The 23998-nt window shown below is 66.4% G+C and carries 21 protein-coding genes; 4 read left to right on the top strand and 17 right to left on the bottom strand.

Annotated elements, in window-relative coordinates:
- Window positions 1–8: 8 nt before the first annotated feature.
- The gene (locus tag SNAS_RS32400; RefSeq protein WP_013016275.1) at window positions 9–2996 is read left to right on the top strand and encodes an AfsR/SARP family transcriptional regulator; all 2988 of its coding nucleotides are present in this window, start codon (window positions 9–11) and stop codon (window positions 2994–2996) included.
- Between the two features lie 94 nt (window positions 2997–3090).
- On the opposite strand, the gene SNAS_RS04905 is transcribed toward SNAS_RS32400, so the two are convergent.
- From SNAS_RS04905 to SNAS_RS04895, 3 genes are all read right to left on the bottom strand, one after another.
- On the bottom strand, window positions 3091–3366 hold the full coding sequence (locus tag SNAS_RS04905; RefSeq protein WP_013016274.1) for a WXG100 family type VII secretion target: 276 nt from the start codon (window positions 3364–3366) through the stop codon (window positions 3091–3093).
- A 19-nt stretch (window positions 3367–3385) separates the two neighbouring features.
- Window positions 3386–3688, bottom strand: coding sequence for a hypothetical protein (locus tag SNAS_RS04900; RefSeq protein WP_013016273.1), 303 nt, complete (start codon window positions 3686–3688; stop codon window positions 3386–3388).
- 137 nt (window positions 3689–3825) lie between these two features.
- Entirely contained in the window at window positions 3826–7848 is a 4023-nt protein-coding gene (locus tag SNAS_RS04895) for a type VII secretion protein EccC (protein WP_013016272.1), read from the bottom strand.
- Between the two features lie 117 nt (window positions 7849–7965).
- On the opposite strand from SNAS_RS04895, the gene eccD reads away from it, so the two are divergent.
- The gene (gene eccD / locus SNAS_RS04890; protein WP_013016271.1) at window positions 7966–9378 is read left to right on the top strand and encodes a type VII secretion integral membrane protein EccD; all 1413 of its coding nucleotides are present in this window, start codon (window positions 7966–7968) and stop codon (window positions 9376–9378) included.
- 179 nt (window positions 9379–9557) lie between these two features.
- On the opposite strand, the gene SNAS_RS35640 is transcribed toward eccD, so the two are convergent.
- The 3 genes from SNAS_RS35640 to SNAS_RS04875 are packed head-to-tail and all read right to left on the bottom strand — an operon-like array spanning window position 9558 to window position 12312.
- Window positions 9558–10787 carry a hypothetical protein gene (locus SNAS_RS35640; protein ID WP_013016270.1) on the bottom strand — a complete coding sequence of 410 codons (1230 nt, stop codon included), beginning with the start codon at window positions 10785–10787 and terminating at the stop codon, window positions 9558–9560.
- Between the two features lie 27 nt (window positions 10788–10814).
- Complete coding sequence (locus SNAS_RS04880; protein WP_013016269.1) at window positions 10815–11105, bottom strand: hypothetical protein; 291 nt, start codon at window positions 11103–11105, stop codon at window positions 10815–10817.
- 28 nt (window positions 11106–11133) lie between these two features.
- The gene (locus SNAS_RS04875) at window positions 11134–12312 is read right to left on the bottom strand and encodes a type VII secretion protein EccE (protein ID WP_013016268.1); all 1179 of its coding nucleotides are present in this window, start codon (window positions 12310–12312) and stop codon (window positions 11134–11136) included.
- 186 nt (window positions 12313–12498) lie between these two features.
- On the opposite strand from SNAS_RS04875, the gene eccB reads away from it, so the two are divergent.
- The gene (gene eccB / locus SNAS_RS04870) at window positions 12499–13860 is read left to right on the top strand and encodes a type VII secretion protein EccB (protein WP_013016267.1); all 1362 of its coding nucleotides are present in this window, start codon (window positions 12499–12501) and stop codon (window positions 13858–13860) included.
- 168 nt (window positions 13861–14028) lie between these two features.
- Complete coding sequence (locus SNAS_RS04865; protein WP_013016266.1) at window positions 14029–14319, top strand: hypothetical protein; 291 nt, start codon at window positions 14029–14031, stop codon at window positions 14317–14319.
- A gap of 67 nt (window positions 14320–14386) precedes the next feature.
- On the opposite strand, the gene SNAS_RS04860 is transcribed toward SNAS_RS04865, so the two are convergent.
- From SNAS_RS04860 to SNAS_RS04810, 11 genes are all read right to left on the bottom strand, one after another.
- Window positions 14387–15121 carry a hypothetical protein gene (locus SNAS_RS04860; RefSeq protein WP_013016265.1) on the bottom strand — a complete coding sequence of 245 codons (735 nt, stop codon included), beginning with the start codon at window positions 15119–15121 and terminating at the stop codon, window positions 14387–14389.
- Window positions 15118–15564, bottom strand: coding sequence for a hypothetical protein (locus SNAS_RS04855; RefSeq protein WP_052304909.1), 447 nt, complete (start codon window positions 15562–15564; stop codon window positions 15118–15120). Before SNAS_RS04855 ends, SNAS_RS04860 begins: the two co-directional genes overlap by 4 nt.
- Before the next feature lie 59 nt (window positions 15565–15623).
- Entirely contained in the window at window positions 15624–15986 is a 363-nt protein-coding gene (locus SNAS_RS04850; RefSeq protein WP_013016263.1) for a hypothetical protein, read from the bottom strand.
- 20 nt (window positions 15987–16006) lie between these two features.
- On the bottom strand, window positions 16007–17176 hold the full coding sequence (locus SNAS_RS04845; RefSeq protein WP_013016262.1) for a hypothetical protein: 1170 nt from the start codon (window positions 17174–17176) through the stop codon (window positions 16007–16009).
- 218 nt (window positions 17177–17394) lie between these two features.
- A complete protein-coding gene (locus SNAS_RS04840) occupies window positions 17395–18033 on the bottom strand; it encodes a DUF4097 family beta strand repeat-containing protein (RefSeq protein WP_013016261.1) in 639 nt (212 codons plus the stop codon).
- A 107-nt stretch (window positions 18034–18140) separates the two neighbouring features.
- Window positions 18141–19022: a sigma-70 family RNA polymerase sigma factor gene (locus tag SNAS_RS04835; RefSeq protein ID WP_013016260.1), complete on the bottom strand. Its 882-nt coding sequence runs from the start codon at window positions 19020–19022 to the stop codon at window positions 18141–18143.
- Window positions 19019–19402, bottom strand: a complete 384-nt coding sequence (locus SNAS_RS04830) for a VOC family protein (protein WP_013016259.1) — start codon at window positions 19400–19402, stop codon at window positions 19019–19021. The genes SNAS_RS04835 and SNAS_RS04830 overlap by 4 nt, the downstream gene beginning before the upstream one ends.
- 134 nt (window positions 19403–19536) lie before the next feature.
- Window positions 19537–19938 carry a hypothetical protein gene (locus SNAS_RS04825; protein ID WP_013016258.1) on the bottom strand — a complete coding sequence of 134 codons (402 nt, stop codon included), beginning with the start codon at window positions 19936–19938 and terminating at the stop codon, window positions 19537–19539.
- Window positions 19939–20229: 291 nt separating this feature from the next.
- The gene (locus SNAS_RS04820; protein WP_013016257.1) at window positions 20230–21642 is read right to left on the bottom strand and encodes a tyrosine-type recombinase/integrase; all 1413 of its coding nucleotides are present in this window, start codon (window positions 21640–21642) and stop codon (window positions 20230–20232) included.
- A gap of 181 nt (window positions 21643–21823) precedes the next feature.
- Window positions 21824–23689 (bottom strand): DUF3987 domain-containing protein, encoded by a 1866-nt coding sequence (locus SNAS_RS04815; RefSeq protein ID WP_013016255.1) that lies wholly within the window; start codon window positions 23687–23689, stop codon window positions 21824–21826.
- 69 nt (window positions 23690–23758) lie between these two features.
- Window positions 23759–23998: a hypothetical protein gene (locus SNAS_RS04810; RefSeq protein WP_013016254.1), complete on the bottom strand. Its 240-nt coding sequence runs from the start codon at window positions 23996–23998 to the stop codon at window positions 23759–23761.

The following is a 23998-nucleotide window of genomic DNA, read 5'->3' as shown; positions in this document are numbered from 1 at the left end:
CAGCGGGGATGGAGCTACTCGTACTCGGGCCTCTCGAGGTACGCCACAACGACCGTACCGTGGCGATCCGTGGACGCGTTCATCCACGGTTGTTGGCCATACTGGCTCTCAACGCGGGGAAGGTGGTGTCACTGACCACCCTGATCGACACGGTGTGGGATGACAATCCACCGGCCACCGCCAAGCGACAGGTGCAGAACGCTCTAGCGCAACTGCGCAATCAGCTGAGTCAACGGCTCATCGAATCGGTGGGGCAGGACTATCGCTTGAACCTCGACATCGCCGAGGTCGACGCGCACCAGTTCAACATGATGGTCAAGCAGGCTCAGCAGGAACGCGTACGAGGCCATCACGCATCGGCTCTAGCTCGGCTCCGCGAAGCCCTGGGGCTGTGGCACGGCCCAGCTTTGGCCGGGCTGACGGGACACGCACTCCAGCTCAAGGCCCGCCACCTGGACAACGCTCGGCTTGCCGCCACAGAGGATCGCATCGAACTGGAACTACAGCTCGGAAAGACTCTCGACATAGCCGAACTCGGCACACTAACCGCACAACACCCACTCAATCAGCGGCTCGCCTCCCACTTGATGCTGGCGCTCTACCGCGATCACCGCACTGCCGAAGCGCTGGCCGTGTACACAGACATTCAGCAACGCCTCGCTGATGAGCTCGGCATCGACCCCGGCAAAGCACTACGCGAACAACGCACGGCGATCCTTCGGGAGGATCCCTCCCTCGCGGCCCCGGCGGTGGCGGAGAGGTCCGTCTCAAGGCCGGTTCCGGCGCAGCTTCCGGCTGATATCGCGGGATTCACCGGACGGCATGATCAACTGGCACAGTTGGACAGTCTGCCGAAAGCGGGCGCGACCAGCGCGATTCTGTCCACCATCGGCGGCATCGGAGGCGTGGGCAAGACAGCACTGGCGATCCACTGGGCACACCGCAACCGGCGCCGTTTCCCCGACGGTCAGCTCTATGTCAACCTGCGCGGCTTCGACCGCGAAGAGCCGCTCGCGCCCCTAAAGGCATTGACGCGCTTCCTGCGAGCATTCGACGTTCCCGCCGACACCATTCCCTCCGACACGGAGTCAGCGGCGGCACTCTTCCGGTCCCTGGTGATCGACAAACGCCTTCTGGTTGTTCTCGACAACGCGCGCGATGTCGAACAGGTTCGCCCACTTGTGCCCGGGGGACCGGAAACTCTGACCCTGGTCACCAGTCGCAATCGGCTGGTCGGACTCACGGCGCTTCACGGCGCCGTCCCCATAACGGTGGGCGCCATGTCCCGAACGGAATCCCTTGACGTCCTGAATAACCTGGTCGGCAAAGACCGCCTTCACGCGGAATCCTCGGCTTCCCGGCAGCTAGCGCGACTCTGCGCTGACCTCCCGCTGGCGCTGCGGATAGCGGGTGCAAATCTCGGCACCACGTCTGAATTGAGTGTCGCTGAATACGTCCAGGAACTCGAAGGCCCACAACGGCTTGAGCGCCTATCCATTGAGGGGGAGCCTCAAACCGCAGTCAGCGCCGCGCTCAGCCTGTCGGTTCAGGCACTGCCTGTCGCTGCCCAACAGCTCTTCATGCGAGTGGGTCTGATTCCCGGTGAGGACTTCCACCAGGATCTCGTCACCGTCATCGGACAAGAACCCCCGACGGAGGCACTCCGGCTGTTGCGAACCCTGGTGTCCGGCAACTTGCTTGAGCCGTATCGTACGAACCGCTTCCGCTTTCACGACCTCGTCCGTGAATACGCCGCGACAATCGCCAAGGACTCTTTGGATGCTTCAGAACATGAGGCCACAGCCGATCGTATTGTTCAGTGGTACTACGACACCAGAGCGGAGACCGCTGCGTCGGAGTACGGGAATGTGGTCGCCGCTTTCAAAGCCTGGCAAGACCATCGCCGTTCCCTGTCGCTGATCCCCGTACTCCAGATCAATCTGCACAACGGACTTCACTTGTCCGAGGTCTTGTCGCATCTAGACACAGCGCATCAATTGGCCCTGCGAGTGAACGATCAGCTCAGCCTGCAACGCACGACAACAGCGCTGACCGCGTACAGCTGGGCGACAGGCGACTACACCGCCGCATTCGCATATGGACGTCAGGCCGTCACGCACGCTCTCGCCTTCGACGACGACGCTGATGGCATCGCTCGCGGTAACCTCGGCACTCTCTACAGCCATGACGGCAACTTCAGGCAGGCCCAACCCCTGCTCGAAGAGGCCCTGGAAGCCGCGACACACTCCGACCAACCTGCTTTCGCTGTGCCTGTCGGCATCGCTCTAGCCCATTTGCTATTGGACCGTGGAGAATACCTCCGTGCCGGCGAGGTCATACGACAACTCGATGCCATTGAGTGCCCTCCGGCTTCGACGGTGTTTCTCATGACGGCTCGGGTAGATCTCGAGGCAGCCCGTGGCGAACTGCAAGTGGCGCTTGAACTTGCCACTCGCACGCTCAGAACCGCTCGCGAACACTCACATCTACGTGCGGAGCTGTATGCGCTCCAGAAACGGTCCCGGATCCGCCGGAGATTGAACGATCTCAGTGGTGCCCGCGCCGATACCGCGCTGGCGCTCGAACTCGCTGCCGAAAACGGGTATCCGCTCCCTGAGTCGATCATGCGATCGGAGCACGCGCTGTCCTTGTGTGATACCGATTCCCCGCACGAGGCCCGTACACAGCTCGCCAGGCTCGACGAGACCTCCGTGTACTCCGGCGCCAAGTCCCTTCAGGCGATGGCCGCAGCGACGTTGAGCAATGTGTACAACAAACTGCGTGAATACGCTGACTCGATCAAGCATGGAACGCGAGCCCTGGAGTTCTTCAGCGCTATGCCCTACCCATTGGCCCAGGCGCGAGTACTCCGCACGCTCGCCGACTCACATGACGCTTTGGGGGATTCCGCCATCGCACGCCAGCAACGTGAGGAAGCTCTGGACATCTTCACCCGATTGGGCGTGCCCGTAAACGACACATCATGCCCAGAATGAGATTCTCGTAGCGTCGTAAGGTATGGAAAAGCGGTCTTGAACTCGTGGTTCGGAAGTTCAAGACCGCTTGGTCGTTGTTCGGGCGTTTGCGACGCTAGAAGCGACCGGCGTTGTGTGCGATGGTCGACTGGTAACCCTCACGGGCGGTACCGACCTGGCCGGCGATCTCCCGGAGGACGTCCTGCAGACTGTTGTCCTCGGAGTTCCACATTTCCTGGAGTTCCTGGTACGAGTTGCGGTCGTCGGCTTCCCATTCGGTGGAGTTGACCCGGGCCATCAGGTCCTCGATCACCTGGATGAGCTCTTCAACCTTGGTCCCCAGCTCGGCCTGGGAACCATCCATGCTGCCGAAATTGGCTTGAATCACCATGTTCTGACTCCTCTGATCCCTAAGCCATCATTCCGGCTTTTGCCTGCATACCGGCCTGCTGCTCGTCTTCGTTGGTCTGGTGGTCAACACCGGCCAAGTCGACGTCGCCACTGATCTGACTCAGCAGTTGGCCCAGCTTGTCCTTCTGCTCACGGAACGTCTCCACGGCGTCAACGTAGGCCGCGTTAGCCGTCCCCTGCCAGACAGTGCTCTCGGCGATGCCGAGGACCTGGCCCGCGAGGGACATCGCCTGAGACGCGGCGTCGTCGATACTCGAAGCTGTCGATTGAATACTGCTGACTTCAGCGAGAAGGTCGTTCACCGTGTCACTTCCTTTCCTTCAAACGGATTGGTGCACGTGAGACGAATCTAACGAAGTTCGCCATTAGATGGAAGTGTCCCAAGCGAACTCAGACATAGACAGATTCTTAATTGTGGGAGTTTTGAAGACTGCGATCACTATGCGAACTTGCTCGGTGACAGTGCGGTCTGGATGAGATCCTTGCCGTCCCTCGACATGAGAATCCCACGTCCAGGGGGTTGCGGCATCGGCTTCACCCTGCCACCCAGAACCGAGCCCTCGCTGGGAGAGCCGGACATCAGCAGGCCAGGAGCTTGCAGGTCCCGCAACGACTGCAGGACCGGGTCCATCATGGCCCGGCTCGCGCCACCCATGCGGCGGGTGATGACAACGTGGACTCCGATGTCGCGAGCCTGCGGCAGTAGCGGAAGCAGCGCTCGTACCGCGTTGGGCTTTTGCGACATGACGAGGTCGTAGTCGTCGATGAGGAAGTACACATCGGAGCCGGTCCACCAGTCGCGGGCCCGGAGCTGCTCGGGGGTGACGTTGGGGCCGGGGAGGCGTTGTTGAAGGGCCCCAACGCATTCGACTAGTTCCTTCGCCGCTTCAGTTGGTCCCGCGGAGTAGCTGATGAGGACCTCGTCGTCGATCTCGCCGAGCATCGTGCGGCGGTAGTCGACGACGACGAACTTCGGGGGCTTCTCCGCCTGGGATTGGCGCAGTTGTTTCACGATGAGCCGCAGCAGGTTGGTCTTGCCGCATTCGGCGTCGCCGAAGATCATCAGGTGCGGGGAGTTGTCGAGGTCGAGCATGACGGGTTCGAGTCGGGACTCGTTGATGCCGATCGCGAGGGGCTGGCCGTCTTCCCAGGTGGGGATCTCGTCCGGTTTGACTTCGCGGGGCAGCATGCGGAGGACTTCGGCGGGCTTGTGCTTCCAGGTCTTGCGGGAGCGCTCGACGAACTTGGAGACTCCCGTGACCAGGTCCTCCGCCGAGGATTTGCCGTCGATGCGGGGTACCGCGGAGAGGATTTGGAAGCCGCCCTCGACGATGCCTCGGCCCGGTGCGCGGTCGGGGACGTTCTTGGCGATCTTGCGGTCGATCTCGGAGTCGATCGCGTCGCCCAGTTTGAGTTCGACGCGGGAGACCATGAGGTCGCGCAGCGGTGGGCGCATGTCGGTCCAGCGGTTGGCGCTGATCATCGTGTGGACGCCGTAGGCGAGGCCGCGTTGGGCGATGGAGAAGACCTGGTCCATCTGCTCGTAGAAGTCGTCCTTGAAGGCGGCCCAGCCGTCGATGACGACGAAGACGTCGCCGAGGGGGTCGTCGACCTCGCCGGTGGCGCGCATGCGGCGGTAGTCGCCGACGTTGTCGATGCCCAGGTCGCCGAAGCGGCGTTCGCGGTCGGAGATGACCTGGAGCGCTTGGGCCAGGATGCGGCGGACCGCGTCGGGGCGTTGCCGGTGGCCCATGCCGCCCATGTGGGGCAGGTCGGACAGGGCGCGCAGTGAGCCGCCGCCCAGGTCGATGCCGTAGAACTGCACCTGGTCGGGCGTGTGGGTCAGGGCCAGCGAGCCCAGGACGGCGCGCAGGACGGTGCTCTTGCCCGACTGGGTGCCGCCGACGGCGGTGAAGTTGCCGCCCGCTCCGGACAGGTCGACCGCGAGCAGGTCGCGGCGCTGTTCGAAGGGTTTGTCGATGTATCCGATGGGGACGTTGAGGGTGCCCTGGGGCCAGTCGGGGGCGTGCAGGCCGCGTTCCTCGCTGACCTCCAGGCGGGAGAACAGTTTGTCGAGGCTGGGCGGATCGTCCAGTGGGGGCAGCCAGACCTGGTGGGCGGGTGGGCCCTGTCCGGCGATGCGCCGGGTGAGGACGTCCATGAGGGTGTTCTTCACCGACTCGGTGTCGGTCGAGTCGCTGGCTTCCTTTGGTTTGGGCGCCAACGGTTCCGGGTGCGAGCTGATCGCGGCGCGGGCGGGTTTGTGGTAGTTGACCGAGTAGGGGATGATCTGCGGGTTGAGTTCCAGGGTGGGCCGGTCGCGGCCCTTGGTGCGGACCCGGCTCTTGTAGGCTCCGGACACATAGGAGCTCCGGAACCGGAGCATGGTGTCCTGGTCGATCTTGAGGTAACCGTGGCCCGGGGCCTGCGGGAGTTCGTAGGCGTCGGTGACGCCCAGGACGATGCGGCTCTCGGTGGCCGAGAAGGTGCGCAGACCGATCCGGTAGGACAGGTGCGAGTCGAGTCCCTTGAGGCGGCCCTCCTCCAGGCGCTGCGAGGCCAGGAGCAGGTGGACGCCCAGCGATCGTCCGACTCGCCCTATTTGGACGAACAGGTTGATGAAGTCGGGTTGGGCGCTGAGCAGTTCGGAGAACTCGTCGCAGATGATCATGAGGCTGGGCATCGGGGCCAGGGCGGCTCCGGCGCGGCGTTCGCGTTCGTAGTCTCGTTGCGAGACATAGTTTCCGGCGGCGCGCAGCAGTTCCTGGCGTCGGACGAGTTCGCCGTTGATGGCGTCGGCCATCCGGTCGACCAGGGGTAGTTCGTCGGCGAGGTTGGTGATGACGGCACTGGTGTGCGGCAGCCGGTCCAGGGTCGCGAAGGTGGCGCCACCCTTGAAGTCGACCAGGACGAAGTTGAGTTCCTCGGAGGAGTGCGTGCACGCCAGTGCCAGCACGATGGTGCGCAGCATCTCCGACTTTCCGGAACCGGTGGCGCCGATGATGAGCCCGTGCGGGCCCATGCCGCCCTGGGCGGCCTCCTTGAAGTCGAGCAGGATCTTGTTGCCGTCCGGGTCGAGGCCGACCGGGACGTGCAGGCGCTGCGCGTTGGGCTTGTGCGGGTTCCACACTCGACGGGGGCTGAACGCGCCCGCGTCGCCGATGCCCAGCAGGTCGGGCAGTTCCATGGAGACGGCCAGCGGCTCCACTTCGGCGCTGGGTTCGGCCAGCCGGTAGCGGGACAGGTGGCGGGCCAGTGCCGAGGCCGCGCGGACGCTGAGGCCGTCGGGTTTGCCCATCGGGGTCACGGTGTCCATGTAGCGCATCGACACCGACTCGCGGGTGACGTCCAGCGCCAGGAACCAGGGCATCATGCGCTTGGGCAGTTCGGGTTCGAACTCGATGACGGTGGTGCCCGACAGTCCCTGCCCGGAAAGCCTTGGGGCGGCGGAGACCTCGACGCCGTCGTTGACGACGACGATGTGGGCGCCCTCGTGCACGGTGGCGGCGTCGGAGATGACCCGGCTGCGATCCTCCAGGATGGAGTCGAGCATGGTCTCCAGTTCGGTGAAGGAGCCGACGACCAGGCGGCGGGGACCGGCGGCGTCGTCCTCGTCGAAGTGCATGTTGTGGGGCAGCCATTTCAGCCAGTCCCAGTCGCGGCGGCGGGACGGGTCGACCACGGCGGCGATGATGACGTCCTCGGGGCTGTGGAAGACCGCCAGCTCGCCCAGCATGGCGCGCACCAGGTCGTGGGCGGCGGTGTTGTCGCCGCGCACGCTCAGCCGTCGGAACGACCGCAGTTGCAGGGCCATCGGGATGTCGCGGACGGTGGACTGGGCCTTGACGAACCGGCGCAACGCGATGGCGCTCATCGGTTCCAGGTCCTCCAGCGTCTTGGTCTCCTCGGTGGCCAGCTGGACGGCCAGCCGCTGTTTGCCGACCGCGAGCCGGACCTCGGCGAAGTCGTCGTCGACGGGGCGACGCTCCCACATCCGTCGCGAGTGGACATAGTTCCACAGTGACTGGTGCCTCGGGTGGCGCCACAGCATCGCCGAGCGCTGCTGGTCGGCGGCGCGGCGCACCTGGCGACGGCACTGTCCCAGGTAGCGCATGTAGTCGCGGCGTTCGCTGAGCAGCTTCTGCCGGTTCTCGCCCCGGCCACCCATGAACGCGACACCGACCATCGCCAGCATTGCCAGACCGAACATGCCGCCGATGATGATGAACGGGCTGGACATGATGCCGTTGCCGCCGGGGTTGTTGCCGACGCGGCCGAACCGTCCCATCATCATCAGGACCATCGCGCCCATCATGAGCACCATCGGCAACATCATGAGTACCTGAGTCAGGTTGCGCTGCTGCGGCTGCGGCAGTTCGGGCGGCGCCTTCACCTTCAGCTCGCCGGCGGGCAGCTCTGGTCCGGGGACGCGTCGCTGCCGCCGGAAAGTCACCGTACCCATTTATGTACTCCCATCGATTAACGTGACATGGTAAACAGCGACTCGTCCCAGCGGTAGTCTCGGCGCCGCAGCGAGTCCATAAATCGATGCAGTTGAACAAGCCCCAGGAGCACCCCTATGGCCACGACCGACACCGCTTTGTGCCGGGTCACCATCGTCGCCCCACACACCCGCATGGATGTGGCGCTGCCTGCCCAGGTTCCGCTGGTGGAACTGCAAACCGAGTTGCTAGTGCACGCGGCTTCGGGTCCGGACGGTGAATATTTCGTGGACGACGGCATCGGTGTGGGCGGCTGGGCGCTGGCGCGCCTCGGCGAGCCCGCGCTCGACGCCGAACTGTCCTGCGCCGAACTCGGCATCATCGACGGCGAGGAGCTGTTCTTCCGGCCGGTCGAGGACGCCGTGCCGGGCATCATCTTCGACGACGTCGTCGACGCGGTCTCCGTCGCGGGCGTGAGGCGTTCGGGCGTATGGGATTCCGACGCCAGCCGCAAGTTCGGGCTCGCCGCCGCCGCGGCCGCGCTGCTGGGCGCGATCGGCGTCGCCGGGTACGTCGGGACGGTGCTGGCCGGGACGCTGGTGCTCATCGCCGGGGTGGTCTCGCTGGCGGCGGCCTGGGCCCTGGAGCGCGCCTTCGAGCGCACCCGGCCCGCGACGCTGCTGGGCGCCATGGGCGTCGCCTGTGGACTATTCGGTGGCATCATCCTGCTCTCTCAGGAACGGCCGCTCGAGGATCTCGGCGCGCCACAGTTTCTGGCCGGGGGCAGTGTCATGGCGATCTTCGCGCTGTTGGCCTCGCTGGCCGTCGAACGCGCGATGCCGCTGTTCCACTCGGTCATCCTGGCGGGCATCGGCCTGATACTGGCCACCGCCACCTGCACCTGGCTGCCGGTGGAGCAACCGGCGGCGGCCGCGACGCTGGCCGCGATCTTCCTGCTGGTGATCCCGGCGCTGCCGATGCTGTCCTACCGGCTGGCCCAACTGCCGATCCCGGAGGTGCCCTCCAGCACCGACGAACTGCGGCGTGAGACGCCGCCGCCCGACGACGCCGCCAGCGACCTGGCGCTGGTCCGCAGCGACCGCGCCGACGAGTTCATGTCGGGCCTGCTGACGGCCTGCTCGGTCGTCGTGGGCGGCTGCGCCATGGTTCTCGGCCTCACGGTGACCGGGCAAGTGCTTCCCTCTCTGATCATGTCCGGGCTGTTCTCGGCCTGGCTGCTGCTGAAATCCCGGTACTTCCGCAGCATCGGCCAGCGGCTGCCGCTGCTGATCGGCGGTTTCCTCGGCCCGGCCGCCCTGGCCTACACCGGAGCGACGGCGCTGGGGCCGAACGCCCGGCTGCTGGTCGTGGGGGCCAGCCTGACGGTGTTGACGATCCTGCTGCTGGTCCACGCGCTGGCGATCACCGGCCGCAAGATCTCCCCGGTGTGGGGCCGGGTCGGCGACGTCGTTCAGATGCTGATCGGTGTCGCCATGGTCCCGATGACCCTGTGGGTGTGGGGCGCCTACTGGTGGATTCGCACGATCTGAGTAAATGATGGGGCGGATCGCCTGGGAGCCAAAGCTTCCGGGCGATCCGTCCCTTTTGTTCGCATTGGGTCGGACGAAGTGGACGGCCACGGCGTCACCGTGTCCGGGCACGCGTCAGGGGCGCCATGTCCATGTCGGACATGGCACCCCACAACGTCGTCGCGAGGGCTTGCGGACGCTCAGGCCTCGGTGCTCTCGGTGACCCGTTTCGTGGCGCCGCCGACGATCGGCGGGGCCGCGTCGTCGGTGGTGAACGGGTCGCGGTCCTCGTGCAGCCACGAGTTCGCGGTGGCCGCGCCACCGCCACCGTCGCCGGCTCCACGGCCGCCCATACCGCCGCCCATGAAGCCACCGCCCATGCCGCCGCCCATCATGCCGCGACCCGCGGCCAGAGCGGCACCGTTGGCGGCCGCGCCACCGGCCTGACTGAAGGCGTTGGACGCCTTGGTGCTGCCGCCCGCGCTGCCCATTCCGGCCGAGCGAGCGCCGCCACCGGACGAGCCGCCACCATAGGCGCCACCGCCGTAGGAACCGCCGCCGTAGGCGCCACCTCCGCCGCCGCCGTAGCCGCCGCCACCATAGGAACCGCCGCCGAAGCTGCCACCGGGGTTACCACCGGCCGCGGTCGAACCGCCGCCGAAGGAGCCACCGCCGTACGAGCCCGCGCTGGACAGCGCGTTCTGACCGGCGCTGGCGAGACTGTCGCCGCCGTACTGGCCGCCGGACTGCTGGCCACCGGCCGAACCGCCGCCCGACTGGCCGCCACCGGCCGAACCGCCACCGGACTGGCCGCCACCGGCCGAACCGCCACCGGACTGCTGGCCACCGGCACCGGACTGGCTGGCGCCGGACATCGAGCCGCCGCCGCTGGAGCTGCCACCGCCGGACGAGGAGGTCCGGCCGTCGCCGCCGCCGTTGCCGCCACCGCTGTCGACGCCACTGGGCTGGTCCTGGAGCTGGGCCGCGGCCGCCTGGTCCGCCGCGTTGGCGCGGGCCAGCACGCCCTGGATGGCCGTGGTGAGTGCCGTGGCCGCCGCGACGGCCTGGGGCGTGGTCGCGGTCGGGGTCACGACACCCGAGGTCGGGTCGACCGTGCCCGGTACCGCCGAGACCTGCTTGTCCAGGGCGTTGAGTTCGACCTGGAGTTCGGTCATGTTCTGGCCGAGCGCGTTGAGGACGCGCTGCGCCTTGTCGAAGGCCGTCGAGGTCTCGTCGAGCGGCCGGATGTTGCCCGCGATGCTGCTGATCGCGGATTCCGCGTCGTCGCCGCCCCACGCGCCGGGCATCGACGAAACCTGGCCGTTGACGGCCGAAACGCCGTCGCCGTAGACATCCCGCAACGCGGCACTGCCGCCGGCGGCCTCGAAGATGGCGCCGACGTCCAACCCGAGCAACTGTCCGTAATCCATGTCAAGCTCCTGATTCTCGAAAGTCCGTTATTTCGGGTTGATGGCGTTGTAGCCGCGAGTGATGGCCTGCTCGTTCTGCTCGTGGGCGTCGCCGGACTTACGGGTGCCGTCGCCGTCCTGGTTCAGGTTGACGCTGATCTGGTCGCCCTGCCCCAGCCAGGCGTCGCGGTAGCTTTCGAAGGCGGGACCGGTGGTGAGGCCGGGGAGGGTCAGGGTCAGCGAGCGGCCCTTGCGGGTGCCCTCCGAGATGTCCTGGCCAATGTCGGAGACACTGCGGCCATGGCCGTCGATGTCAACCGGCTCGGCGTGAAAGTTCATTGACTTCTCCTGTTCATGTGTCGGGGGATCAACGGGGGAAGGCGCCTCCGGTCGGGGCGGACGCGTAGGTGGCCGAGGCCTGCCTACCGTTGCAACGCCATACCCGCACGCCGCATTGAGCCGCGGCGTCCTCAAGCTCGGTCGGTACGTCTGCGTTCAGTTCCTCGTCGTAGGCCACCCGCAGCATCGAGCGCAGCCACACGCCCTCGCCCCGGGTGTCCTCGGGCGGATGAAAGGTCGTCGCGATGGTCACGAAGGAGGTGGACAGCACCGCCATCGAGATCCACAGTCGACGAAGCTTGTCGATGTCGGAGATCCTTCCCTCGACACCGAAGTTGACCTGTGCGAGCATTCCCAGCCGCCACAGGTCCCAGCGCTCCCCGGCCTGCTGGACCATGGCCGCCGAGACGGACTCCCCCGAGACCGAGTGGGTCAGTGCGACGCGCAGGCTGTCGGGCCCCAGGATCCGGTGCTTGACGCCGGCGTCGGTCAGGCGTTTGGCGACCCGCATCGTCATCGCGGCCACGGCGCGACGGGCGCCGATCGACCGGCCGCCCCGCGCGGCGGCGGTGCGGGCGGCGGTGGGGATGTCGAGCCGTACCGCCAGCCACGTCATCTGGTGCGACACGACCGGGTCGTCGCCCAGAAGCTCCACATACGAACGGGTGCAAGGTGACTGTGGTGCGACCTCGGCGCTGGGCGCGGGCACCAGGTGGTTGACGAGCTGGATGCCGCTGACGGCCGCGCCGGGGTCATTGAGGACGCTGGTGATCACGCCCAGCGAACCGGCGTCCAGGCCGCCGGGGCTGGTGGGGTCGTCGTGCCGCAGCGCGATCCCGGTGAACCAGCCGGTGCCGTCGAAGGCCACCCCGTACTCGGTGTCGCGTTCGACGACGCCGACGATCCGCAGCCCGGGGGCCAGCGCGCTGAGGGCGCCGACGCCCTCGATGGTGGCCTCGTAGCCGCGGCGCAGTTTGTAGTTCCGCAGCGACATCAGCAGCGTGTAGCCCAGGCCCCGGATGCTCAGCACCACAACGGTTATGACGACCAACAGGGCGACGCCGGAGACGATGTAGGGCGTCGGTGTCGGGAACATCCACGACAGGAACGCCACCGCGGCGGCCACTTCGCACACGATCAGCTGTGCCATTCGGACCGGACCCAGTCCCAGGCCTGAGCGCCGTGTGGCGAGCCCGATCGTAGTCATGACAATCCTTTAAGGACTTGTGCCCGGGGGCTTGGCGGCCAAAGCTGTCAGAGACTAAGTTAATCGCAAAGCATGCAGATATTGAAGAGCTTGACGTCCGCGGAATCTGGAATTTATCCATAATGTCCGGGAACCTTCCAGTTAATCGCGACGTCTCGCGGCCAATCGACCACGATCGGTAGTTGAATGAGAACCCGCAAGGAACTTGTCGAGGCGTACCTGTTCGTCACGCGGCGCATCATCTCGTCGATGATGTCGACCAACCCCGACGCGCTGGAGCTGCCGATGCGGCGCAGCCGGTACTCGGTGCTGGGCGGCATCCTGCTCGCGCTGCTGATCTTCGCGGGCTTCTGGGTGGTCGGGATGTTCATTCCCGCCGGTAAGGACACCTGGAAGAAGGAAGGCACGATCATCCTGGACACCGACACCGGGACCACCTACGTGTACATGCGCGAGGTGCTGTTCCCGGTGAAGAACATGGCCTCGGCCAAGCTCATCGCGGCCGAGGAGGGTGTCACCGAGGTCGGCAGCGTCGACCTCAAGGGCGTCGACCGCGGTTGGGAACTGGGCATTCAGGACGCCCCGGCCTCCATTCCGGACCCACAGTCGCTTGTGGGCATGCCCTGGCAGGTGTGCAGCGCCCGCGACGCCTACGACAAGACCGAGCGGGTCAGCCACGTCGTCGTCTCCGCCTCCCCCGCCGACGCCGCCATCGGCAAGAAGGCGCTGATCGTCACGACCGGCAAGGACATGTACCTACTGTGGAACAACATGCGGCATCACGTGAAGGACGACGCCGCGCTCGTCGCGCTGGGCATGGAGCCCTCCGACGCGGTGCCGGTCAGTCCGGTCTTCGTCAGCGCCGTCAACACTGGCCCGGATCTGGTGGCCCCCAAGATAAAGAAGAACGGCAAGAGCGCCGGTAAGGTCGACGGCGTCAAAAGGGACTATGGCGAGTTCTTCACCGTCGGCGACCAGGACTACGTCCTGACCCCGGACGGCTTCGCGCCGGTCGGCGAGGTCACCACGGCGCTGCTGACCGAGGGCGAGGCGCCCGGCCCCGCCCTGACCCCCGCCTCGGTCATCGAGAAGTTCGGGACCACCGAGATCGAACCGCCCGGCTTCCCGCAGGCGGTGCCCAAGATGGAGTCCGCCGAGTCGGACGCGGTGGTGTGCGCGGTGGCCAAGGACGACGAGAAGGTCACCCTCGCCGTCCACACCGACCCGCCCAAGGCGATCCTCGACCCCAAGGTCTTCAATCCGGTCAACGAATACGACGAGACCGACACCGCCGACCACTTCTGGCTGCCCGGCGGCAAGGGCGCCCTGGTGCGCGAGGTCGGCTCCCCCGGCGCCCAGGACGGCACCGTCTACCTGCTGACCGACCAGGGCGCCAAGTACGCGCTGGCCGACGACGCCGCGTCCCGGCTGGGCTTCCGCGAGGTGAAGCCGACCCCGGTCCCCGCCTCTCTTGTGGCGCTGGTGCCCACCGGTCCGGCCCTGGATCCCGAGACCGTGCGGCAGCAGGTTCCCTTCGAGATCAAGTGAGGTCCGCGGTGGATTTCGGGAAGCATCCCTAACCACCACAATGTGTCCATAGCAGGGATTCAGGGTCTTCCCGTCGCGGCCCGGCTCCGCTAGTCTCGACTCAAGCCGCACCAGCCCGGCGCGCACGCCCGACGGCGCCGCCCGGCTCGGTCCTGAGAAAGGAACGCGATGAACGACCTCACCGCCGACCCCCCTTCGATCCAGTCTTACGGCGGCAACGTGAACTCGATCGGTCAGCAGATCGCCACCGACATCGACAGCCGCAAGGGCGACCTCGACGCGACCACCGACGGACTCAACACCCCGGCGGCGTTCGCCGGTGTCGTTGACGCCTGGTCGGGAATCTGCAAGGGAGTGTCCTCCGAAGTCGTCCGCGCCGGAGACGGCACCACTTTGGCGGGCGGCGACCACGACACCAACGAAGTCAACCAGACCTCCGGGATGCAGAACATCAACTAGCGTCCCAACGACATCGCGGCGGACCACTGTGGTCCGCCGCGATTCGGCACGTCTCGTCGCGGTCGGGCTAAGCACCCTCCACATCGTCTGGAAGCAGCGCGGTCAGCCGACGCCACACCCCGGTGGCGTTGGTCGGCAGCAGCGCGGCGTTGACCCCGGACACCTCGCACAGGCACATGCCCCGATCGGTGTCCAGCACCTGCAGGTTCCGCGAGGCCGGTTCACCCTGCGGCGTGTACCAGGCCACGCTCACCGTCCAGCGCCGCCACGGGCCCGCCACCAGTCGTGCGACCAGTTCGGTCAGCGCGGCTTCGGCGGTGTCCAGCGCCAGCCGGTCGGCGGCCAGCTGCCGGTCCTCCGGTTTGGCGGCCAGCAGACCCTCGAACACGTCCCGGGTCAGGTGCAGCGATTCGGCGCCCGGCACCGGACGCGGCCCCAGCCGCGTCACCCGGGCGATCGCGGCGGGCAGCATCTCGGCGGGCATGGCGTGCAGCTGGCGCATCCCGTCGGGCAGGTCGAGCAGCAGCACGGCGCCCTCGGGGCTGATCCAGCCGTCGCCGGACTTCTCGTCACCGTGGTCGTCGATCAGGTCGATACGCAGCTGGCACAGGTATTCGGCCACCACCCGCATGCTGGGTGCCAGCACCGGGTGGATGTCGTCCTGGAAGATGGCCCCGGCCTGCCGCAGCTCGTCCAGGTCCGGGCCCGGCGAGGTGTCCCCGTTCGCCCAGGCCAGGAACCTGTCGAACCGGAGCTGGTCGATGCGCAGCCGTCCGCTGGCCGCGTCGAAGGCGACGGTCATGGCGACACCTCCGTCTCGGGCCGGAACCGCAGCGCCATCTCGGCGAACACGTCGGCGAGGCTGTCGTAGGCCAGGGTGGAGATGGACGCGGTGAGCGTGAACCCGGTTCCGCCCGCGATCGTGGCCCACTGCTCCATCGTGACCGAACCGGTCTCCGCGGTGACATAGTGCGCCAGTCGCCGGATCACCTGCCGCCCTTCGTAGTCCAGGCGTTCGCGGTCGATGAGCGAGTAGTTCGGCAGCTGCTGCGGCAACAGGGTCTCGGCACTGTCCTGCCATTCACCGAGATCGAACTCGAAGGGCAGGCTCTCGACGGTGACGACGGCGTTGGAACGGAACTCGGTGTCGCCGTCGGGGGGTTCGGCGGTTATCAGGGCGACACCGTCCTGCGGATCCTCGATGCGCTCCCAGCCCGGTGGCACCGGCAGACTGAAGCCCGCCAAGGGATGCCGGTACTCTTCAAGACTCAGCGCCCTCACCATCCATTCTCGACGAAATAGTCCTAGATGCCATACCGAGGCGGCTTCCGCTCGGTCTTGATCTTCTCGCGATACCACTTCGGACCCCACCACTTGGGCAGGAAACCGACGATACCCGCCAGTTCCACCAGGATCGAGGCCAACATCGGCAACGCCAGCAGCAGCGCCGTCATGTCGAAGAGGGGCGCGGCGGCGGTCTTGACGATCGCCAGGATTCCGCCGCTCGTCACCAGTCCGCCGAGTCCCGGAGCTATACCGAGCACGACCTGACGGCCCGACAGGGTGTCGACCCACCACCGTGAGCGCTCGGTGCGGCCAAGCCAACTCCAGCCGACGCCCCACAGGATCGCCACTCCGATTCCGAAGATGACGAGGTAGGTGACCACGAGTATTTACCCTACATACCTCACCAGGGCGTGATGTCTTCCCAGACTTCGCCGGCCTTGTCCTTCGCGGCGCTGAGGCCGTTGCCGATCGAGTCGACGGCGTCCCCGGCGAAGTCAACGGTGTGGTTGGCGATCCAGCCACCGGCCTTGGAACCGGCGATACCGCCGACCAGGCCGCCGATGGCGCCACCGACGACCGTCCCGACACCGGGAGCGATCAGCGTGCCGATGCCGGCGCCGACCTTCGCGCCCAGGATGCCGCCGCCGTACGCGCCGCCACCCTCGAGACCGCCGCGCCAGGCCGCGCGGCCCACCTTCTCGTCGGTGCCCATGTTCGGGTCGCTCCAGTCCTTGGACAACTGGGTGGCGCCGCCGGTGATACCCGACAGCACACCGCCACCCCGTCCGACCCACTTACCGGCGTTGGCCCACGCGGCTCGCGTCCCGCTCTTGTAGGGGATGGCGCGGAACTGGCCGTCCGCTCCCGCCTTCGCCCGCTGCCAGGCCGACATGTTGCTCGGCGACAGGAAGCTGTGCATGCCGTTGGGGAGCTTGGCATACGGCGCGAACCGCCCATAATGGGCAGTTCCCATCCAGGACGCCAGGTTCCCGAACCGCCCGGCGGCCTGTCCGGCACCCCACGAAGCGGTGGCCCACGGGCCCAGCGGCGAGTTCTGCGGCGGGCCGAGCGTCTGCGCGAGGAACTGCCCCACGGACGCGAGCGCACCCGAGGCCTTGTCGTCGGCGCCGTTGGCGTCCGCGACCGCCTCGTCGATGATGCGTTTGGCCTCCTTGGCCTTGCGGTCGTTCTCGGCGGCCACCGCGGGGTCGTTGACGACCGGGGTGGTCACGGTGCCGTCCGGGGAGATCGTGATCCCGGTCCCGGCGATCACGTCGTGCGCGTCATCCAGTTTGGACTTCGCCTTCTCCAGGTCGTCGACGAGAGTCGTTATCACGCCCTGGCTGTGGGTGGCGGAGTCGGAGACGTCGTAGAGCGGATTCGACAGGGGCGACATCATTCCGGACGCGGCGGACGAGTCGAGCCCCGCCCACATGCCCTGTGGAATCTGCGCCGCGTTGGCGACCTCGCCGCCACGAGAGGTGACAGCGCTCGACAAGCCGCCCGCCGCTTCGGCGGCCGAGGTCAGCTTGGAGGTGTCCAGATTGCGAAGTTGAGCGTAGTCAACCATCGACTCTCCCGATCAGTGTCGTCCCAACGGGAACCGGAACTTGGGTCAGCGAAGTATATCGATTTGCGATTTCCAACACAATCCGTCGGTACAATAAACCGCCCACAATCCACCATCCACCCGCCGATGGACCGGCAGCCGAGTCTCGTCTCTCCCAGCGGATTCCGCCGCGTCCGAGCCCTCGTCCACCGGTCCGTGTCGGGGTGGTCATCGAGGTGTCACGCCACTTCCACGGCCCGGTGCACCGTGATGTCACCCGCCATCACCCGCAGGTCCAGTTCCACGGTGTCGGTGACCTCGCGGCCGTCGTGTTCGGAGCTGAGCCGGTTGCTGATGCTGCCCGCCATGGTCTTGGTCGTCAGACTGACCGACGCGTCATTGCTGACCCCGATGTCGATGGTGCCGCTCTGCGTCACGGCCTTGACCTTGCCGCGCAGCGCCTTGAGCACCCGCACATCACCGGCGGCGACCTCCAGGGTCGCCGGGCCCACCCGGTCGACGACGATCTCGCCGCCCTGAACCGAGTACTCACACGCGGCCAGCTCACCCTCGGTCCGGAAGTCCCCGCCCGGGGCCTTGCCCCGCACCAGCGACCCGGTCGGCACCTGGATCGTGATGTCGACCGAACGGGTCCGGGGCGACATCAGCGAGTGACGCGGGGTCTTGATCCGCAACTCCCCGTTGGAGTACTCGACCCGGGTGTCCCTGGCGTGGGTGACGTCCAGAGATTTCGACGGGTTGGACGGCACCACCTCGACGACCGAGTCCGAGCGGTCGCTGGCGACGAGGTGAACGTTTCCCACGCTGTTGACCTCGATGACGACGGTGACAGGCTTGGGAGTGGAGAAAGTAGGCATCTGATTCATCCTTTACTGAGTGATCTCTTGTGGCGGGGGTTCCCGCTACGCCACCCAGATTTCCCGCCCGGCCTGACATACGCCGGTCATGCCACTGACACCGCCGGTCAGGGCGGAACAGGCAACTGAATCGCGGCGAGTTTGGCGGGGTCGACGACGATGTGAATCCCTCTGATCCGCCCCTCGGCCACCGTGAACGCGATCACCGACAGCGGGGTCCCGTCGGCACGCCAGGACATCTGGCCCCGCACCCCGTTGACCAACACGTCCCGGTGACGCGCGATCTCGCCGGACGAGAACATCCGGGCCCCGGAGGCGACCTTGGTGGCGCCAAGGGTGACGACCACGCCGTCGGGAGTGTCGACACTCAACCTCACGTCCGGGTCCAAAACCCGCAGCAACGCCTCGAAGTCACCCCCCGCGGCGGCGGCACTGAACGCGGCCACGACCTCACGATGCGCCTCGCGCCCGCCGCCCACCGTCGAACCCGTGCCCCGCACCTTGCGGCGGGCGCGGCTGGCGATCATCTTGGTGGCGTCGGCGGACTTGCCCAGGATCTGACCGATCTCCCGGAACGGCACCGCGAACATGTCATGCAGCACGAACGCCAACCGCTCGCTCGGCGTCAGCGAGTCGAGCACGACGAGCAGCGCCAGCCCCACCGCATCGGCCAACACCGCCTGCTCGTCCGGCGCGGGCCCCTCGTCGGGCGTCACCATCAGTTCGGCGAACTGCTGCCCGTAAGCGGTTTCGGGGCGAGCTTGACGGGACCGCAACAGATCCAAACTGATGCGACCCACCACGGTGGTCAGCCAACCCGCCAGGTTGTCGATGGCCGAATCGTCCTGGCGAACCAGACGCATCCAGGCTTCCTGCACCACGTCCTCGGCGTCGGCGTGCGAACCCAGCACCCGATACGCCACAGCGCGCAACCGGTCGCGCTGCGCCTCGAACGCCTCGGCCACGACACCCGGCGGGCGGGCGGTCATCGCTTCGGCTGCTGACGCAGCGACACCCGATTGCCATCGGGATCCACCGCCTCGATACGAACCCCGAACGGATAGTCCACGGGCTCGGGCTCCTCAAAAGTGACGCCCCGCTGCCGCATCGCCTCGAAATCCTTGCGCAAATCGTCGGACTCGAGAATCACCGGCCCGGGCACACCCACCTCCCCCGGCTGCCCCGCGGCCGCCGCGTGCGACCACAAAATGACCTGCACCGAACCACCGGGAACACCCACGGTCAGAAACCGCCCGTCTGGCCCGGAAAAATCGAGCCCCTTCTCCAGGCCCAGCCCCTCGGTGTAGAACTCCAGCGCGCGGTCCTGGTCAGTGACATACACCGTCACGTACATGATGTCGCTCAGCATTCTCGTCCCTCTTCATCATCGGTATGAGGACCGTTTTCGGTCGTCACCCCTATGACGAGCGCCGCCGAGAAAAGGTAACAAGCCCGCCCCGCCACCCTCGCGCCCGAACCCTGGCAGCCGTAGGTGCGGACCTGTCACCATCTCCGCCACGCGTCGGTGATCTCGTGGGGATTGATTCCGCGGCGCTCGGCGAGCGCGGGTATGTCGATGCCATGCTCCGTCAGCGTCTGGTCGATATAGGCGCACAAGGCTTCGCGCTCGTCGGTTTCGTACGCTGCGCCACCAAAGCGTTCGTTGGCCGCGTTCAGCGCCAGCACAACACGTTTGACGCACGCGAAGACCTGGCCGTCCGTCGGATCGGACAGCTGTGTCACCTCGGTCTCGAAAGTCGCAAGCACCGCGTCGGTGGCTTGAATCATGGGTTCTGGGAACAGCATCGACCTATGGGCGCACTCGGGATCGAGGGTTCCGGCCGCGAGCTCCTCGGCCTCCTCGGCCACTCCCTCGCGCCAACGTTGCGATGGTTTGACAGCCATGGGCGGACCCTAGCCACCGCCACCGACGTCAAGTAATCCTGCGAGCATCTGTCAACGGAGGCTGATCGCGTCCGTCCACCATGTCTTGCCCTCAGTCGCACAGGCATACGAAAGGCCCCCGGACTGCTTTCGCAGTTCGGGGGCCGATTCGGCTGTGGTGGCGCGTACTGGATTCGAACCAGTGTAGGCGGAGCCAGCGGTTTTACAGAGCCCGAGCGTTACCCCAGCTGACCTGCGAAAACAAGACGACCCCGGGAATCTTCGTCCCGGGGTCGTCCCACACAAGGTGAATCACGCGTCCATGAACTCATCCATGCGCCGTGTCCAGTGATCCTTAAGGCCCGTCAGGACGCGGGCGTAGTTCTGCTCTTGGACGCCCGTGGAGTGCCCGGCCCACTGCGAGACTTCCTTTACGGGCACGCCTGCGGCACGGCGGTAGGAGATGCCCGAGGCCCGCAAGAGATAGATGTATGAGAGCACGTCTGTCTTTTGGTCCGCAGGGCTAAGTCCAAACGGACGCGCCTTTCCCCAGACACGTCCCGCCTCCTTGACTGTGTAGGGACCGCCGCGAACGGTGCGGAAGACGCGGCCCTCGGGGCCGGTTCCGTAGGTGTCGATGTGATGCCGCAGAAGTTCGACCAGGCGCGGAGGAATCGGTACATCACGTGTGGCCTTGCGACCTCGGTGTTTCAGCCCTCGGTCGTCGTGGGCTTCTCCGCTGTCGGTCCAGTCTTGGCCGACGTTCGGCTTGCCGCCTTTCGCGACGATGAGACCCCAGCCTTCCTTCGGCAGGATGCACTGGCTTTCTTCAAGGTCGGTAGCCTCCGCAGGGCGGAGCATCGCGTAGTACAGCAGCCCGAAATAGGCCACGTATCGCGGACCTTGCTCGACACCGACGTAAGTGACGGCGGTCAGCATGGATTCCACTTGGCTCATGGTGCCGACAGCTCGCGGATCGATGACGTTCTCGGTTTTGAGGTCGACGGGGCGTTCCCATTTCAGCTTCGGGTTGCTCAGTGGGTTTTGTTCGCACCGCTCTTTCATCACGGCGTATTCACCGACGTTGTACAAGATCGCGTGCCGCCGGTCGAAGTAGTTCGCCGAGACCCGCGTACCGTCCTGTTTCAACATCAGACTGTCGAGCAACGAACGAAGCACCTCGGCGTCTTCCAGAACTGACAAGGCCGGTGTGTGCCGTTCAGCCCAGGAAAACGCGTCCTGGATCTCCGGAGGGGCATCCGCGATGTTTCGCGCAGGGATGAAGGCCCAGCGCCGCAACGCGACACTTAGCTCGTCCTTGCCGGGCCGGTCGCCGCGCTGCGGCAGCAGGGCGACCGTGATGTCGCGCAAGACATCAGCAGCGCTTTTGCGGCCATTTGCCGACAGCCGCGTCCACTTGTAAGCGGCGTATTGCTTTGCGTGGGTCAACCACGTGACGGTGTTCTCCTGCTTCTGCTTTTCCTGCTGCTTCCGCAGCATGGACACCGGCAAACCGGTTTCGAGGTCGAAGGCTTCACCTTTGCGCGCGGCTCTGAGCAAATCGGACCGGAAACCTTCTGCGAGTCCCACGGTGGCAAAGCTCTTGCCGAATCGCGGACGGTCGGCAACCGTCCAGCGCACCCGGTGCGGGCGCTTCTTGGTTCGCTTGTCTTCAACGATCTGGTGAATGCGAACGTCGTAGCTGGTGCTTTCCGGGTTGTTCATGCGTTGACCTCTTCCAGAGATTCGAGCCACTTGTTGTAGTTGGTTTCACTGACCCGCAGTTGTCCATTAGGGAGCCGTTTACAGGTCGGGGTCTTGCCGCTCTCGCGCCATTGCTGCCAGGTCCGGCGAGGCACTTTGAGGTCAGCCAAGATCTCGGCGACGGTGAACCATCGGGTACGACTCACTGAGCACCTCCGGTGTGGTGTGGGTGGACGAGGATTCGCGGAGCGGGTCGGCGGCCACGGCCTGAGCGGCGCGGCTGGTGAACACGGACGTGACCGTGATCGGAGAGGACGCGAAGTCCGGCGTCGAGTTCATCGAGCGACAGGCGACGGTGGAGCGCGCGGTGTATGTCGCGTTTAGACCATCGAGGTTGCCGCTGCTGTTGAAGCCAGGCAAGGAGTCGGTGGGCGGGTCCAGTGGTGTCGGTGCCCATGTAATCCCACACGGCCAATGCGTGGTGGGCGTAGTAGTAGCCGATGTGGGCGGCGGCGTCGATGGTGTCGGCGGCGATGGGTGTCCGCCAGCCGGTGCCGAGGTTGTCGGCGATGTGGAGCAAGCCCGCGATGCGGACTACGGCACCGGTCCACTTGTTGGCCCAGTTCAGGATCGGCTCCCACTCGCCACCGGGTGCGAGTTTGGGTTCGCGCTCGCGTTCCAGGGAGATGACCCGATCGCGAGCATCGTCGGTCAAGGTGAGTGTGGTGTCGGTGGCGTGCCACATGATCGCGGCCAGTTGCCGCAGGCGACTGTTGTAGGTCTCGCGGACCGCGCCGGGGATGGCCGGTGGTGATGCGCAGCGGCTGCCGACGGTGGAGGCGGGGAGCGCGAACAGGAACCGGGCGAGGAGTCCCCGGTCTTCGAATCCGGGGATCGCGCCGATGTCGCGCAGCACGCTCGGTTGAACCGCCAGCCCGACCGTTAGCGCGGGCCGCTCGACGTGTTCGACGGGCGCGGACTTGCGAGTCACCCGCAGCATGTCCCCGGCATGTCCTTTCAGGAACACGTCCAGGTCCGGGACACCGGAATACCGTCCGGCGATGGTGGCGAAGATGCCGCCTTCTGCCGACATGACCGCCAGTCGCCCGCCCTGCTCGGCCAGCAGGGTTTTGGTGGCCTCGGGCGTGATGTCGTCGGCCAGTAGCCGCGGTTCGGCCGGGACAACAAGCTCTTCGGCTTCGCGGGCGGCGGTCTTGGCGTTGTTGACCGCATCCGGGTTCCCTGCCTCGTTCGAGGCGACGGCCAGCGCCTTCTCAGTGCGGGCCTCGATCACCTTGGGCCGCAGCTCTTCGGCCAGGACGGCTTCGGCGTCGCGAATGGGCCTGGTGAGGATGTCGAACACGGTCGACTTGCGGTTGCCGGGACCCAGTGCCACACAGGTGAATAGGCTGGTTTGTTCGCACCATCCGGGGCTCGGCTCCACGATCGCGCGCCCCAGCGTCGCCGCCGACAGGCACGCCAGGATCAGCGACCCGGACAGATCGACCGGGGTCTGCGTCGCGATCGCTGTCGCGTCGGCCATCTCCCCCAACCAGTCAGGCAGCACGGCGGCCGGGAAGGTGGGAAGGTCACGGACGCTGGCCAGCGGCACCGGGTCGGGCCACTCCGCCTCGTCGTTGTCGGTGAGGTGGTCGCGGGTTTCGGCGACCAGGGCGGCCAGGTCGGTCTCTGGTTTGTCGGCGGCCTGAGCCAGGCGCGTTCCCACTGCCGCAACACGGCGGCGTTCGGCGGCCTCGGCAACAAGCCGCGCGTAGTAGGGACCGTTGGCGGCCGTGGGTGCCATGCCCAGCAGCGTCGCCAAGTACGGTGCTCCGCCGACCTTGCCCAACTCCTTCGACGCCGCCAGCGCCACCGCGACGGCGGCCGGATCGGTGGGTGCGTCCTGGTCGTGCTGCGCGGCGATGGCCTGCCAGATGATGACGTGGGCGGGCCGGTGGAAGTCGTCGGCAGTGACGATGCCCGCCAGTTCGGCGACCGTGGCGGCCGACAGCATCGCGGTGCCCAGCACGATTTGTTCGGCCTGCGTGGTCGGGTCGGTGTTTGACATGATGAAAGCTCCCTTTCGTGGGAGGCCCCAGCCGGTGACCGTCAAGTAGCGGCTGGGGCCGTGGGCGGTCTATTTGTTGCCGTTGCGGTATTCGTGGCGGATGTGGGCGTAGATGCGGCGGCCGATGCGAACGCGTCGTCCGGTGCCCTCGCAGCGCGGGCATTCGCGCCAGAACTTGCGCAGTGGTGAGCGGGATTTGCCGGTGCCGTGGCAGCGGCGGCAGGCACCGAATGGCCAGTAGCAGCACGCCGCGACGTAACCGAGAGTTACGACGAAGGCGACGGCTATAGCGGCCAGTGAGACAGACAA

This window comes from Stackebrandtia nassauensis DSM 44728, from assembly GCF_000024545.1.
Classification (GTDB): Bacteria; Actinomycetota; Actinomycetes; order Mycobacteriales; family Micromonosporaceae; genus Stackebrandtia; species Stackebrandtia nassauensis.
The sequence above is the reverse complement of the archived record's forward strand: the minus strand, read 5'-3'. Positions and strand labels throughout refer to the sequence as shown.